The organism is Alcanivorax sp. DP30 (genome assembly GCF_009882945.1).
Taxonomy (GTDB): Bacteria; Pseudomonadota; Gammaproteobacteria; order Pseudomonadales; family Alcanivoracaceae; genus Alcanivorax.
This window is the reverse complement of record NZ_WTUY01000005.1, coordinates 294,577-309,113: the sequence shown is the minus strand read 5'-3', so window position 1 is coordinate 309,113 and position 14,537 is coordinate 294,577. Positions and strand designations below refer to the sequence as shown.

Sequence of the window (14,537 nt, the reverse complement as noted above, 5' to 3'; positions counted from 1 at the left end):
AAATCATCAAGGAGTCCCCATGACGACTACCAGGAAATTGACCGATACCCTCTTTGTCGCCGAACAGCTGCAACCGCAAGACATGGCCGAACTGGCCAAAGCGGGCTTCAAGATGGTCATCAACAACCGCCCCGATGGTGAAGCGGAAGACCAGCCCAGCAGCGCCGAAATGGCCGCCGCCGCCGAAGCCGCAGGACTGGAGTATGCCCATCAGCCGGTAGTGGGCAGCAACATCAGCGAAACCGACATAGACGGTTTCGACGCCATCGTTTCCCTGGCGGAAACCCCGATACTCGCCTTCTGCCGCACCGGCACCCGCTGCACCACCCTGTGGGCCCTGAGCCAGGCCGATGAACTGGACAACGACACCATCCTCAAGACTGCCGCGGCCGCAGGCTACGACCTGAGTGGTTTGACCGGCAGGCTGGATCAGCGTCGGGGGTAGGCTCGCTGCAAACCGCTAGCCGCAATGCGGCAATAAATCAGTAGGCGTTCCCTTCCAGGGGACGAACCGAGCGCAGCGAGCCAACCAAAGGGGGAGGTTTCCCAGAGACCTGTGGAGCACTGAAGCGCCTGATCGCCCTTCAGTGGATGCCGTGCTACGCACGGTTCGCAACCTAAACGGTGTTCCTGCAGGGCTTCGTAGAAAAGAGGCATCTCCCATTCCTCGCTGTGGCTCGTATCGCCATGCAAGCATAGGTTATTCACTACGCCCACTTCGGGGCCACACTTCGTGCGTTACTCCGCTGCGCCACGTTCCTACTGGGTCACAGGATATCTGGTTGCGCCGAACTCAACGATCTGGAAGGCATTCACGTTCTTCGGAAAACCCGGGGAACTTTTCCAGGTTTTTCTATCAAATCGAGCGTAGCTCGTAGCTCGTAGCTATAAGTACCGCAGGTGATACCACACCAACGCCAGCCACTCGTACCAGATCTCCGGCACCATGGATAACGCTCCGGCGGAGGGACGCCAGGCCTGTTTGGGGAGACGTTTTTGCCAGGCGGCCTGGGCCAGCACCCCCTGACTCTGGAAGCACAGCAGCGCACGGGGCAAATGGATGCGATCGCTGACCAGAATCACTTCATCAATTTGCTGATCCGCCAGCAACTCGGCGGTCTTGACCGCATTTTCCCAGGTGCTACGGCTATCGCCTTCCAGCAACACCGTTAACTGAGGCCAGTGGCGACGCACCTGCTCCGCCATCAGTTCCGCCTCGGAAGGCTCGCTGAGCTTAAGCCCATGTTTCATCCCGCCGCTGACCACGAGCGGCAAACCATGCTCATAGGCCAATCTGGCCGCCAGCTGCAGTCGTCGCAACCCGCGCGTGGTCAGGGAAAACTGGCCGTTTCGCTGCCGTCGGCCTGCGCCCAGCACCACTACCGCCTGAGGCGTCACCCCGGCAATGCGTCGTGGCAACGGCGGCAAAAGCCCCCGCACAATGGCCGGCAGGGTTGCCCCCACCAGCACCATCAGTGCCAGCCAGGTCAGCGCCATGGGCAAGACTCCCGGTATCCGGTCCGACAAAAACCGCGAATACCCCCAGCGCATTGAGAAATCCGTGCCCAGCTCATGTATCCTATGTCTCCTTTGCCGGTACCCTTGATCTATTCTGGCCCAAAAGCCACCCAAAGGTTCCGCACCCCATTTCCGTTGTTATTGTGATCAGAAAGAGACCCGATGGACGCACAGTATCGCCCCGATCAGATCGAAGCCCAAGCCCAGCAGTTCTGGGAGGATAACCAAAGCTTCAAGGTCACCGAAGAGGCCGGCAAGGAAAAGTTCTATTGCCTGAGCATGTTCCCCTACCCCTCCGGTCGTCTGCACATGGGCCATGTGCGTAACTACAGCATCGGCGACGTGATCAGCCGCTACCAGCGCATGCAGGGCAAGAACGTGCTCCAGCCCATGGGCTGGGATGCCTTCGGGCTGCCGGCGGAAAACGCGGCCATCAAGAACAAGGTGGCGCCTGCCAAGTGGACCTTCGAGAACATCGACTACATGAAGGGCCAGCTCAAGCGCCTGGGCTTCGGTTACGACTGGGATCGTGAACTGGCCACCTGCACCCCGGAATACTATCGCTGGGAACAGTGGTTCTTTACCAGGCTGTATGAAAAAGGCCTGGTCTACCGCAAACAGTCCACCGTGAACTGGTGCCCCCACGACATGACCGTGCTGGCCAACGAGCAGGTCATTGAAGGCTGCTGCTGGCGCTGCGATACCCCGGTGGAACAGAAAAACATTCCCCAGTGGTTCATCAAGATCACCGATTATGCCGACGAGTTGCTCAACGACCTGGACCAGCTGGATGGCTGGCCGGAACAGGTCAAGACCATGCAGCGCAACTGGATCGGCCGCTCCGAGGGCGTCGAGCTGGAGTTCGCCATTGACGGAGAAGACCCGCTGCGCGTCTACACCACCCGCCCGGACACCGTCATGGGCGTGAGCTATGTGGCCGTGGCCGCCGGGCACCCGCTGGCGCAGAAAGCCGCTGCCGACAATGCCGACGTGGCCGCCTTCGTGGAAGAATGCCAGCACACCAAGGTGGCCGAAGCCGACATGGCCACCATGGAAAAGAAAGGCATTGCCACCGGTCTTACCGCCAAACACCCGATCAGCGGTGAACAGGTTCCGGTGTGGATCGCCAACTTCGTGCTGATGGGTTACGGCACCGGCGCAGTCATGGCAGTACCCGCCCATGACCAGCGCGATTTCGAGTTTGCCCAGAAATACGGCCTGCCGATCAAGCAGGTTATCGAGCCGGCTAACGGCGAGAACATTGATCTGGACAACGAAGCTTTCACCGAGAAAGGCAGGCTGGTGAACTCCGGCGAATTCAGCGGCAAAACCTCCGCCGAAGCCTTTGATGCTATTGCTGCCTGGCTGACCGAGCGCAACCTTGGCGAGAAGAAAGTGAATTACCGTCTGCGCGATTGGGGCGTGTCCCGCCAGCGCTACTGGGGCGCCCCCATTCCCATGGTGGAAACTGAAGACGGTGAGCTGCACCCCACCCCGGCAGACCAGCTGCCGGTGGTGCTGCCCACCGACGTGGAAATGGACGGCGTCAACAGCCCCATCAAAGCCGACCCGGAATGGGCCAAAACCACCTTTAATGGCCAGCCCGCCCTGCGCGAAACGGACACCTTTGACACCTTCATGGAGTCCAGCTGGTACTACGCCCGCTACTGCTGCACCCAGAACGATCAGGCCATGCTGGATCCCGCCGCCGCCAACTACTGGCTGCCGGTGGATCAGTATGTGGGCGGCATTGAACACGCCATCCTGCACCTGCTGTACTCACGCTTCTTCCACAAACTGCTGCGCGACAGCGGCCTGGTGGATTCCGACGAGCCGTTCAAGCAACTGCTGTGTCAGGGCATGGTGCTGAAAGACGGCGCCAAGATGTCCAAGTCCAAGGGTAACACCGTGGACCCGCAGGAAATGATTGAACAATACGGTGCCGACACCGTGCGCCTGTTCATCATGTTCGCCGCGCCCCCCGAGCAGTCCCTGGAATGGAACGATTCCGGCGTGGAAGGTGCCTCCCGCTTTATCAAGCGTCTGTGGCGGCAAGTGGCCGAGCATGTGGACGCCGGCCTGCCCGGCGCTCTGAACGCAGAAAGCCTGGACGACGATGCCAAGGCCCTGCGTCGCAAGACCCACGAAACCATCCAGAAGGTCAGCGACGATTATGGCCGTCGCCATACCTTTAATACCGCCATTGCCGCAGTGATGGAGCTGATCAACGAAGTCAGCCGTTTTGAAGGCGATGCGGCAGTGAAACACGAAGCGCTGGAAGCGGCGGTACTGTTGCTGGCTCCCATCATTCCCCACGCGGCCCACACCCTGTGGCAAGCGCTGGGTCATAATGACACCGTACTGACAGCCCAGTGGCCCAGCGTGGATGAAAGCGCCCTGGTGAAGGACAGCATCGAGCTGGTGGTACAGGTGAATGGCAAGGTACGCGCCAAACTGAATGTGCCCGCCAATGCTGACAAGGATGCGGTGGAAACCCTTGCCAAGGACGAGCCCAATGTGCAGAAATTCATTGATGGCAAGACCATTCGCAAGGTCATCGTGGTACCGGGCAAGCTGGTCAATATCGTCGCCAACTAAACTGCAGGGCGGAAACCGGCGGACTTTTCCCGCAGGAATTCCGCCCTGAAATAAACCGAACCGCTGCCCGATCATGAGGTTTCCATGAAGGCTGTTGCTGGCATCATCACCCTGCTACTGACCCTGCTGCTCAGCGCCTGTGGCTGGCAGCTACGTGGCGCAACCCACAAACCCAATGTGGAAAGCCTCACTCTCAGCGGGGCCAGCACCGAGCTGCGCTACAGCCTGGAAGACCAGCTGGAGAAACAAGGCGTGTTGGTGCACGGCGAGTCCCCCTACCTGCTGATTATTGATGACGAAGACTGGATGCGCCGCACCTCAGCAGTGGATGCCCAGGGCCGCCAGGCAGAAATTGAGTTGCGCTATACCCTTTACTGGCATCTCCAGGACCGCAAAACCGGCGCCCTGCTCACCACCCCGGCCCGACTGCGCGCCATTCGGACCCTGCCCTGGTACCCGGAAAACGCCACCGCCTCTTCCGATGAAGAAGATCTGGTCCGTGATGACCTCTATGAGGACATGACCATCCGCCTGATCAACCAGGTCGCCACCGCCTCACAGCGCTGGGAGCCCTACTGAGATGCGGCTGCGCCCGGAGCAACTCGGCAAGCACCTGTCTGCGGACCTGAAACCGGTGTATCTGGTCGCCGGTGACGAACCCCTGCAGCAACAGGAACTGCTCGACGACCTGCGCCGGGCCGCCCGTGATCAAGGTTTTGAGGAACGCCATCGTTTTTCTTCCGATACCGGAATCGACTGGAACGCCCTGCTGAACGAAGCCCAGAGCATGAGTCTGTTTGGTGGCCGCCGCATTCTGGAACTGATGCTGGGCAGCAAACGACCGGACAAGAATGGCAGCCAGATCCTCCGCGATCTTTTCGCCGCGCCCTCCTCAGACACCCTGCTGCTGATCCAGTGCTCCAAGCTGGATCGTCGCAAGGACTGGAACAGTGCCTGGGTAAAAGCCCTGGATGAAGTTGGCGCCATCGTTGAGGTGTGGCCAGTGGAAGGCAACAACCTGCGTAACTGGCTTCAGGACCGTCTCGCCAGTCGTGGCCTGCATGCCAACGATGATGCCATGGCATTGTTGATCGAGCGCAGCGAAGGGAACCTGCTGGCTGCCGCACAGGAAGTGGACAAGCTGTCCCTGCTGGTGGAAAACGGCCAGGTCAGTCCGGAAGACGTACAGCAGGCGGTGGGCGATTCCAGCCGCTACTCCCCTTTCGATCTCACTGAAGCCACCGCCCAGGGCGATGCCCATCGGGTAATGCATATCATCCAGACCCTGAAAGCCGAGGGTGTCGAACCCCCGGTTCTCCTGTGGGCCCTGAGCCGCGACATCCGCATGCTCGATGGCATGATCGCCGGCGGCCCGCCGCCACGTCTGCCACCACAACGGGCCCGCGCCATGCAGGCCCAGGCCCAACGACTCAACTCGCAACAGATCCGCGCCGCCCAGGCCAGCGCCATCCGCGCCGACCAGTGCGTCAAAGGTATGGCCAAGGGCGATCCCTGGCAGCACATTACCAATCTGGCGCTGCGGCTGGCGGGCAAGCCGCTGCCGCGGAGTATGGAGCGGTAGCAGGAACGCTGCACACAACACACTTCCTGCAACACGCAAAACAGACTACCGGCTTTTTGCCTTTCGCAGCTCGCTTCTTGTCCCTCGAGACTCATCCCTTACCCAAGCGAATCGCCTGGAGGCAGGCTCCTGCAGAGCGCGTCACCAGCCCAGCCATGCTCCCACTCTGAATCTTGCCTTTCCGAACAGCCATTTGGCCCAAATGGCCATCACCGGAACCTCAAACTCTGCTAGCCTGTCAGTCCACGATCAACAGCAGCAGAACAACAATGAGCGAACCCCGCGATACCTCCTCCATCAGCTTTACCGCCCTGTACACTGGCCACGTCTGGACCCGTGACGGCATCTCTGCGCCGTTCTTCCGCACCCGTGGAGGCGCCTTCCTGTACGGCGCACTGGCGCCATTTGAATACGTGGGACGCCACATCGTTGGCGGCAACATTCGTACATTTCTGCTGCAACGTCATCACCTGATCGACCACCGCCTGCACCAGCTGATCGACAGCGGCGTCACCCAGGTGGTGGAAATTGCCTGCGGTCTGTCTCCCCGCGGCCACCGTTTCTGCCAGCAATACCCGCAACTGACCTACATCGAGACAGACCTGCCAGACATGGCCCGCCGCAAGCAACAACTGCTGCAGGAACATAAGGTGCTAAGCAATCGGCACAGGGTTATGCCGATCAACATCTTTGCCGATGAGGGAGCACTGAGTCTGGATCATGTCCTTGGGCAACTGGACCAGAACAAACCGGTGGTTGTGATTACCGAAGGGCTGGTGAACTACTTCCCGCTGGACGTGATTTCCGAATTCTGGAAGAAACTGGCAGCGTCCCTGGGCGCGTTCCCGCAAGGCACCTACCTCACGGATAACTATCCGCTCTACCGCGGCATGCCCTTCTACCGCACCCTGAAAGTGCTCGGCAACATGCTCGGCGCCGTGTCGCGCAGCCAGGTGGGTTTTCATTTCCATGCCGACGATGAAGCCATCAATCACTTCAAACAGCTCGGCTTCGACGACCTGCAGATCCACAACCCGGCGGATCACTACGGGCAGCTTCCCATCCCGCAAACCCGCGGCAATCCGATGGTGCGGATTATGGAAGCAAGCGTGAAAGGCAATGAATAATTAATAGTTAATAATTAATAACGAAGACCCGAAAACAAAAAGGCCGCGCCCAAATCTTGGTGCGGCCTTTTAGGTTTGGACCTTTCTTTTGCCTTTAGCTATTAATTATTCATTATTACCTATTAATTGCTTTTTAGATTAGCCATAAATCCGGTGCACCTTGCCGTCATTTTTCGGGCTCAGAAAGTACTGGCTGTCCTTGAGCAGTTCGGTGAAACGATCGGCCAGCGCGATGTTGCCGTGTTTGAACAGGCAACGCAGATAGCCTTCGTCATCGTAATCGAAGACCAGCAGGTCCAGTTTCAGATCCGGGCTTTCCATGGTCAGGGTGCAATCCCGGGCATGGTCGGCAAGGGAGAACCCCGGCTCGTCCAGCTTGATCAGACAACCGAAGAAGTTAATGTCCACCACCTTCACCGGCTTGTTGAAACGGTACTGATCACCAATACGGGATTCGCTGGTGACATGACCATGGCTGTTACAGGGCACCAGGCGTTCTGCACGGCGACGATCCAGTGTCTTCGATTCGCCTTTCCTGAAGTAGCGCGTGCCTGCCACGTTTTCGATGGACTCCCCACGCAGGAAGGTGGAGAACAGATCCAGGGACACTTCGCGCTTTTCCAGCTGCGGCAAATGGTCCGCATCCTTGATCAACACGAACTGGGCGTTGGGGCACTTCTCGGCAAAGGAGGCGTTTTCCCAGGGCAGGGTAAAGCTGTCGTACTCCCCGGTGGTCACCAGGGTGTCGCACTCCGGGTAACCCAGCAGGCCCTCCACGGACAGCAGACGGCTGCCGTTGATCACATACCGCTCCTGCTCGTTCTCGGACAGCCGCTTCATCTGCCGGTAGAACAATTTGCGAGCCGTCGGGGTAATGCCGGTTTCCTTGATACGGTTGTAGTTCACCAGGTACAACACCACCGCCTGGCTGAACTCATCCATGCGGCCTTCCGCCAGTACGCGCTTGGATTCATCCACCAGCATGCGCCAGCTCTTGCGTGGACGGGTGACGATGCCCGCCACAATCAGTTTGCCAGTGGCTTCCGGGTACTTGTAGGCGAAGGTACTGGCAATGGCAGAGCCCAGGGACAGGCCCATCAGGTGCACCTTGGCCAGACCGGAAAGGCGGGAAAATTCGTACAGCAGATCAGCCAGATCTTCCATGCTCAGATCGGGCGCTATCTGGGTGTTGTTGCCCAGGGACGGCAAGTCCACCAGCACCACGGGGAAGTCCTCGTAAATGCGTTCAACGCAATACTTGTAAGAGGTAAAGTTCTGGAACGCCCCCCCTACAACCAGCAAAGGCGGCTTGTGGGCATTGTCGGGATGGGCAAACGCCAGATAATCGATCCGCCATTTACCTACCCACATCTGCAGAGGGTCTGCCTTGATGGAGGCGCGGGTATATTCCTCGTAATGGATTCCCATTGGCTGGCTCCGTATCTTGTTCTTGTTGTTTGGCACGCCTTATGGCGTTTTTGGGTGCCTCTAGAAGTGCCTGTTTTTCATGCTTTCTCTACCAGAAGGTCGGCCGGGGCCCGCCACTCTGGTGTGTGCAAAAGCCACACGCTGCTGCGCTTTAATGATTTGCGCCATAAAAGTGGCACTTTAGTACCACAAAACAATGGGTTAGCATTATTCGTGTAGCAAAGGATTTCAATTCTTCACCATTTGTGTGCAAGCGTAAAGCACCAGTTATCGCTATAATATCGCCCTTTACCTCATTCAGTTTGTGACCCTATGAATATCCAGCAATACATGCAGCGTCTTGGCGAGCAGGCTCGCCAGGCTTCCCGGGCCATGGCCCGCGCCAGCTCCGGTGACAAGGACAAGGCCCTGGCAGCCATCGCCAGCGCCCTGCGCAGCCACCGCAGCGCCATTCTGCAAGCCAACCAGCAGGATCTGGACAACGGCCGCCAGAACGGCCTGGATGCGGCCCTGCTTGATCGCCTGGAACTGACCCCGACCCGTTTCGACGGCATGGTGGAAGGCCTGGAGCAGATCATCAGTCTGGCTGACCCGGTTGGCACTATCACTGACCTTGCCTACCGTCCGTCCGGCATCCAGGTAGGCAAAATGCGGGTACCGCTGGGGGTTATCGGTATCATTTACGAGTCGCGGCCCAATGTGACCATCGACGCGGCGGCGCTGTGCCTGAAATCCGGCAATGCGGCCATCCTGCGCGGCGGCTCCGAAGCCATTAATGCCAACCAGGCCATTGCCGAGTGCATCCGCGTTGGCCTGCGTGAAGCCGGTTTGCCTGACACCGCCGTCCAGGTGGTGGAAACCACAGATCGCGCCGCAGTGGGCGAGCTGATCAGCAAACCCGAATTCGTCGACGTAATTGTTCCCCGTGGCGGCAAGGGGCTGATTGAGCGCATCAGCAACGAGGCCCGCGTGCCGGTAATCAAGCATCTGGATGGCAACTGCCACACCTACATCGACGATCAGGCAGATATCACCAAGGCCATAGAAGTGGCTTACAACGCCAAGACCCAGCGCTACGGCACCTGCAACACCACCGAAACCCTGCTGGTCGCCAATGCCATCGCCGGCCAGGTGCTGCCACAGCTGGCTGCCCGCTACCAGGAAGCCGGCGTGGAACTGCGCGGCTGTGAGCAGGCACGCAGCCTGGTGGAAGGCATGGCAGAAGCCACAGAAACCGACTGGAGTGAGGAATATCTGGCGCCGGTTCTGGCGGTGAAAATCGTCAAGGGTCTGGATGAGGCCATTGAGCACATCAACCGTTACAGCTCCGGCCACACCGAGGCGATCATTACCGAAAACTACACCCTGGCCCGGCGTTTCCTGACGGAAGTGGACTCCAGTTCGGTGATGGTAAATGCCTCTACCCGTTTCGCGGATGGCTTCGAGTACGGATTAGGCGCCGAAATTGGCATCTCCACCGACAAGATCCACGCCCGTGGCCCGGTGGGGCTGGAAGGGCTGACCAGCCAGAAATGGGTGGTGCTGGGTGATGGTCATATCAGGCAGTAAGCGCCCGATGACTGACGCCGGGCGCCGGACGCTGAAAAGGAGGACGCACCTTGCCTAGCGTCCAGCATCCGGCGTCCAGCCTTCAGCCGCTGGTTCTCTTCGGCGGCACCTTCGATCCTGTCCACCGGGCGCATATCAGTGCCGCGCGGGCAGTCTCGAAGGTGCTGGGCGGCGCGCCAGTGCACCTGCTGCCCAACGCCGTGCCACCGCACAAGCCCCAGCCCATGGCCGATGGCGAACAGCGCCTGGCCATGCTGCGTCTTGCTTGCCAGGACTACCCGGAACTGGTGGTCGACGACTGGGAATTGCGTCAATCCGGCCCCAGCTACAGCCTTAACACCCTGCGCCACTTCCGCCAGCAATACAGTGGGCGGCCACTGGTCTTCATGATCGGTGCAGACAGTTTCGCCAACCTGCATCACTGGCACCGCTGGCAGGATTACACCACCCTCTGCCATCTGGCTGTTGTACCGCGGCCGGACTGCGAACTGGCCGCTGATCAGGTGCAGGCTGCGTTCCCGGAAAGTGATGCGGCACAACTCATGCAGCACCCCAGCGGCCTTCGCCTGATGCTGAAACGGCCATTTCTGGATGTATCGGCCACCGCCATTCGCGAGTCCCTGGAACAAAAAGGCGACTGCCCCGAGCTGGATCCTGCAGTCAGCGCCCATATTCGCCGCCATCACCTGTATAATGCGACCACTTTGACTCCATCAACCAATCACGAGGCACCATGAGCGCAGACACCCCGCTTCTGTCCCTGGTCATCAATGCCCTGGAAGAAATGAAAGCCCAGAAAATTACCGAACTGGACGTGCGCGACATGACCAGCATGGCAGATCACATGGTGATCGCCAGCGGTACCTCCAACCGCCACGTGAAGGCCCTGGCCGATAACGTGATCGAAGCCGCCAAAAAGGCGGACCATCCCCCTGTGGGCAGCGAAGGCGAAGACACCGGCGAGTGGATTCTTGTGGATCTGGGTGATGTGATCGTCCACCTGATGCTGCCGGCCACCCGGGAGTTCTATGATCTGGAACGCCTGTGGCGCAATCCGGACCACCATCCCGACCGCAACAAGGGTCAAGACGCCTGAGCCATGCGCATCTTTCTGTTGGCGGTGGGCACCCGCATGCCCGGCTGGGTCACGGAAGGCTTCGCCGAGTACCAGAAGCGCATGCCACCAGAGATGCGTCTGGAACTGGAAGAGATCCCCATGCCCAAACGCGGCAAGGGCGACAGCAACAGCCAGATTCGCAGTGAAGCCGAGGTCATTCGCAAGCGGCTGGATACGATTGTGAAAAAAAGCCCCGGCGCCAAGACAATAGCGCTGGAGGTAAAAGGCCGCGCACTGGACACCCCGGCACTCAGCCGTAAACTGGGTGAGCTGAAAGATCTGGGACAAGATCTGGTGATTCTGGTCGGCGGGCCTGACGGACTCTGCCCGCAACTTTCCGCCAGCACCCATGAACAGTGGAGCCTGTCGAAGCTGACCCTGCCCCACCCGCTGGTAAGGGTGTTGTTGGCGGAGCAGATTTACCGTGGCTGGACCTTGCTCACTGGCCACCCCTATCATCGCTGACCTTTATGAGTGTGCGCTAACGCCAACATGCGTCGACCTTTAACCCTGAAAGACCACCATCATGAGCAACGCATTTTTGGCGTGCGTCTGGTCGTGGGCGTCTTTCTGGTGTTGTTGCTCACCGGAATTCTGGTCAGCCGCATGATCTGGTTGCAGGTGTTCGAGCACAGTCGCTACACCACACTAAGCGACAACAACCGGGTTCAAACCCAGGCCGTATCGCCTCCGAGAGGGCTGATCACAGACCGGGATGGGATTATTCTGGCCGAAAACCGGCCCGATTTTTCCCTGGAAGTGATCATCGAGCAGACCCGCGATCTGGATGCTCTTCTGGTGGAAGTCGCCAGACTGGTGGAATTGGACGAAGGAGACCTGGAGCGGTTCGAGAAACGCCGCCGGGCAGCACGCCGCCCCTGGGAACCCGTTCCGCTTCGGGGCCGACTCACTGAAGAAGAAATTGCCCGCCTGGTCGTCAACCAGCATCGCCTGCAGGGGCTGCGCATTTCCGCCGATCCGGTGCGCCACTACCCCCACGACATACTGTTCTCCCATGTCATTGGTTACGTAAACCGGATCAATGCCCAGGATCTGGACAACATGACCCTGGACCAGCAGAGAGACTATGCCGGCACCCACTTCTATGGCCGCACCGGTATCGAGCGTTTCTACGAAGACCAACTGCATGGCCAGGTAGGCTATCGGCAGGTGGAAACCAATGCCCGCGGACGCATTCTGCGTGTCCTGGAGGAACAACCGCCGGTACCGGGCCAGGATTTGCGCCTGCGGCTGTCCATGCGTGTCCAGCAAGCCGCCTATGATGCCCTGGGCGAAAGGCGTGGCGCTGTGGTCGCCATTGACCCCCGCGATGGCAGCGTGCTGGCCTTTGTCAGCCGGCCAGGCTTTAACCCCAACCTGTTCGTGACCGGGATTTCCCACAAGGATTATTCCGCTTACCGCACCGATCACGACAACCCGCTATTCAACCGTGCCCTGCAGGGTCGCTACCCACCGGGCTCCACCATCAAGCCCATGCTGGGTCTTGCCGGGCTGGATACTGGGGTTACCAACTGGCAGCGCAGCATTCGCGACCCGGGCTTCTATCAACTGGAAAACGATCCGCATCGTTACCGTGACTGGAAACGCTGGGGGCATGGCCGCGTTGACCTGCATCTGGCTGTGGTTCAATCCTGCGACACCTATTTTTACGACATGGGCTTCAAGCTCGGCATCGACAACATGCACGACTACATGAGCCAGTTTTCCCTGGGACAGCCCACCGGCATTGACCTGGACAGTGAGTCCAAAGGTCTGATGCCGTCCAAACAATGGAAGAAAGCGTTCCGCAACAGCCCCTGGTTCCATGGCGACACCATCAACGCTAGCATTGGCCAGGGCTTCGTGCTGGCCACCCCGCTGCAACTGGCCACCGCCACGGCCACCGTGGCCAGCCACGGCAAAACCGTGATCCCCACCCTGGCGGGCGAGCGCCAGCCAGTGGAGCGAACCGACCTGTTGCTGAAGGATGAAAGCAACTGGGACAAGATGACCAATGCCATGGTAGATGTGACTGGCCCCAAGGGTACCGCCCGCATCATGGCCGTGGATGCCCAGTACCCCATTGCCGCAAAATCCGGCACCGCCCAGGTGTTTTCCGTTGGCCAGGATGAAACCTATAAAGAAGAAGAGCTGGCTGAACGCATGCTCGACCATGCCCTGATGGTGTCCTTCGCACCAGCCGACAAGCCCGCCATTGCAGTGGGCGTACTGGTGGAAAATGGCCGTCATGGTGGCTCCACCGCCGGTCCGGTGGCACGTCAGGTGATGGACGCCTGGCTCCTCAATGACGAGGGCGAACTGGACGTTCCTGCGGTTTTTTCCGACACCGGCCCAGCCGGGACAGACACTCCGCCATCGACCCCGGATGACAGCGACGAGGACAGCCAATGAGCCAGCGCGAATTCTTCCGCCAGATGCCCGGCCAGACCGGCGCATCGCTGTCCCCCGGACTGGCCGAGCGACTGCACCTGGACGCACCACTGCTGGCGGCGCTTATGCTGCTCATGTTGGGCGGTCTCACTGTTCTCTATAGTGCCGGCGGAGAAAGCATGGAACTGGTCATTCGCCAGTGCATCCGCTTTGGTGCAGGCTTGACCGCCATGTTTGTGCTGGCGCAGTTTCCACCACGCAGTTACCGCTTCTGGGCCCCGGTGATCTACACCATCGGTCTGGTCTTGCTGATGCTGGTTCTGGTTGCCGGCACGGAAGCCAAAGGGGCCCAACGCTGGCTGTCGATACCCGGACTCGGCCGTTTCCAGCCCTCCGAAGTGATGAAACTGGCGGTGCCGGCCATGGTGGCCTGGTACTTCAGCGAACGAAACCTGCCACCGAAACTGATTGATGTGTTGGGCGCCATGGTACTGCTGGGCCTGCCTGCCATGCTGATCGGCCTGCAGCCAGATCTGGGTACCGCAATTTTGATCGCTGCCAGCGGCCTGGTGGTGCTGTTCATGGCCGGACTGTCCTGGAGACTGATCGCCGTTGCCGTGATTGTTGTCGTCACCGCAGCACCGTTGATGTACTTCTTCGTCATGCATGACTACCAACGCAACCGGGTAGACACTTTTTTGAACCCGGAAGCGGATCCGCGGGGAACCGGATGGAACATTATCCAGTCCAAGACAGCAATTGGTTCCGGTGGCATCGATGGCAAAGGCTGGCTTGACGGCACCCAGTCGCGGCTGGATTTTCTGCCCGAATCCTCCACCGACTTTATTCTGGCGGTACTGAGTGAGGAATTCGGTCTGATCGGAGTCTGCGTTCTGCTAATCATGTACCTGGTGATTGTGGGGCGTGGCTTTTTCATAAGCTGGCAGGCGCAAGACACTTTCTCCCGATTGCTGGGATCCAGTCTGATAATGACGTTTTTCATCTACGTCTTCGTCAATATCGGCATGGTCACCGGCTTGCTACCGGTGGTGGGTGTACCGCTTCCTCTGGTGAGTTATGGCGGCACCTCCATTGTTACCCTGCTGGCCAGCTTCGGGATGTTGATGTCGATACAGACACACCGGCGGCTGATCAGTTATTAACAATACATATCAGGCAGCACGCTTCACGCAACACGCAGAAGAAG

13 protein-coding genes are annotated in these 14,537 nt (G+C 59.3%); 11 read left to right on the top strand and 2 right to left on the bottom strand.

The features are described from left to right. Positions 1-19 precede the first annotated feature (19 nt). Positions 20-445, top strand: coding sequence for a TIGR01244 family sulfur transferase (locus GQF00_RS12355; RefSeq protein ID WP_161319465.1), 426 nt, complete (start codon positions 20-22; stop codon positions 443-445). Positions 446-885: 440 nt separating this feature from the next. On the opposite strand, the gene GQF00_RS12350 is transcribed toward GQF00_RS12355, so the two are convergent. Continuing rightward, positions 886-1,497, bottom strand: a complete 612-nt coding sequence (locus GQF00_RS12350; protein ID WP_161319464.1) for a YdcF family protein — start codon at positions 1,495-1,497, stop codon at positions 886-888. 183 nt (positions 1,498-1,680) lie between these two features. Between GQF00_RS12350 and leuS the strand changes: the two genes are divergently transcribed. The 4 genes from leuS to GQF00_RS12330 all read left to right on the top strand — a co-directional run bounded on the left by leuS (position 1,681) and on the right by GQF00_RS12330 (position 6,825). Continuing rightward, complete coding sequence (gene leuS, locus GQF00_RS12345; protein ID WP_161319463.1) at positions 1,681-4,116, top strand: leucine--tRNA ligase; 2,436 nt, start codon at positions 1,681-1,683, stop codon at positions 4,114-4,116. An 84-nt stretch (positions 4,117-4,200) separates the two neighbouring features. Continuing rightward, the gene (gene lptE, locus GQF00_RS12340) at positions 4,201-4,695 is read left to right on the top strand and encodes an LPS assembly lipoprotein LptE (protein WP_161319462.1); all 495 of its coding nucleotides are present in this window, start codon (positions 4,201-4,203) and stop codon (positions 4,693-4,695) included. Between the two features lies 1 nt (position 4,696). Beyond that, positions 4,697-5,698: a DNA polymerase III subunit delta gene (holA, locus tag GQF00_RS12335; RefSeq protein WP_161319461.1), complete on the top strand. Its 1,002-nt coding sequence runs from the start codon at positions 4,697-4,699 to the stop codon at positions 5,696-5,698. Between the two features lie 269 nt (positions 5,699-5,967). Further along, positions 5,968-6,825, top strand: a complete 858-nt coding sequence (locus tag GQF00_RS12330; protein WP_161319460.1) for a class I SAM-dependent methyltransferase — start codon at positions 5,968-5,970, stop codon at positions 6,823-6,825. A gap of 138 nt (positions 6,826-6,963) precedes the next feature. Here GQF00_RS12330 and GQF00_RS12325 read toward each other — a convergent pair whose 3' ends face one another. Then, positions 6,964-8,253 (bottom strand): alpha/beta fold hydrolase, encoded by a 1,290-nt coding sequence (locus GQF00_RS12325; protein WP_161319459.1) that lies wholly within the window; start codon positions 8,251-8,253, stop codon positions 6,964-6,966. 312 nt (positions 8,254-8,565) lie between these two features. On the opposite strand from GQF00_RS12325, the gene GQF00_RS12320 reads away from it, so the two are divergent. Genes GQF00_RS12320 through rodA form a run of 6 tightly spaced genes read left to right on the top strand, consistent with a single transcriptional unit; the run spans position 8,566 to position 14,493 of the window. Further along, a complete protein-coding gene (locus GQF00_RS12320; protein WP_161319458.1) occupies positions 8,566-9,822 on the top strand; it encodes a glutamate-5-semialdehyde dehydrogenase in 1,257 nt (418 codons plus the stop codon). A 50-nt stretch (positions 9,823-9,872) separates the two neighbouring features. Next, a complete protein-coding gene (nadD, locus tag GQF00_RS12315) occupies positions 9,873-10,559 on the top strand; it encodes a nicotinate-nucleotide adenylyltransferase (RefSeq protein WP_161319457.1) in 687 nt (228 codons plus the stop codon). After that, positions 10,556-10,918: a ribosome silencing factor gene (rsfS, locus tag GQF00_RS12310; protein ID WP_161319456.1), complete on the top strand. Its 363-nt coding sequence runs from the start codon at positions 10,556-10,558 to the stop codon at positions 10,916-10,918. Before nadD ends, rsfS begins: the two co-directional genes overlap by 4 nt. A 3-nt stretch (positions 10,919-10,921) precedes the next feature. Beyond that, on the top strand, positions 10,922-11,404 hold the full coding sequence (gene rlmH / locus GQF00_RS12305) for a 23S rRNA (pseudouridine(1915)-N(3))-methyltransferase RlmH (protein ID WP_161319455.1): 483 nt from the start codon (positions 10,922-10,924) through the stop codon (positions 11,402-11,404). 27 nt (positions 11,405-11,431) lie between these two features. Beyond that, on the top strand, positions 11,432-13,351 hold the full coding sequence (mrdA, locus tag GQF00_RS12300; RefSeq protein WP_161319454.1) for a penicillin-binding protein 2: 1,920 nt from the start codon (positions 11,432-11,434) through the stop codon (positions 13,349-13,351). After that, positions 13,348-14,493: a rod shape-determining protein RodA gene (rodA, locus tag GQF00_RS12295; RefSeq protein WP_161319453.1), complete on the top strand. Its 1,146-nt coding sequence runs from the start codon at positions 13,348-13,350 to the stop codon at positions 14,491-14,493. The genes mrdA and rodA overlap by 4 nt, the downstream gene beginning before the upstream one ends. The last annotated feature ends 44 nt before the right edge of the window (positions 14,494-14,537 follow it).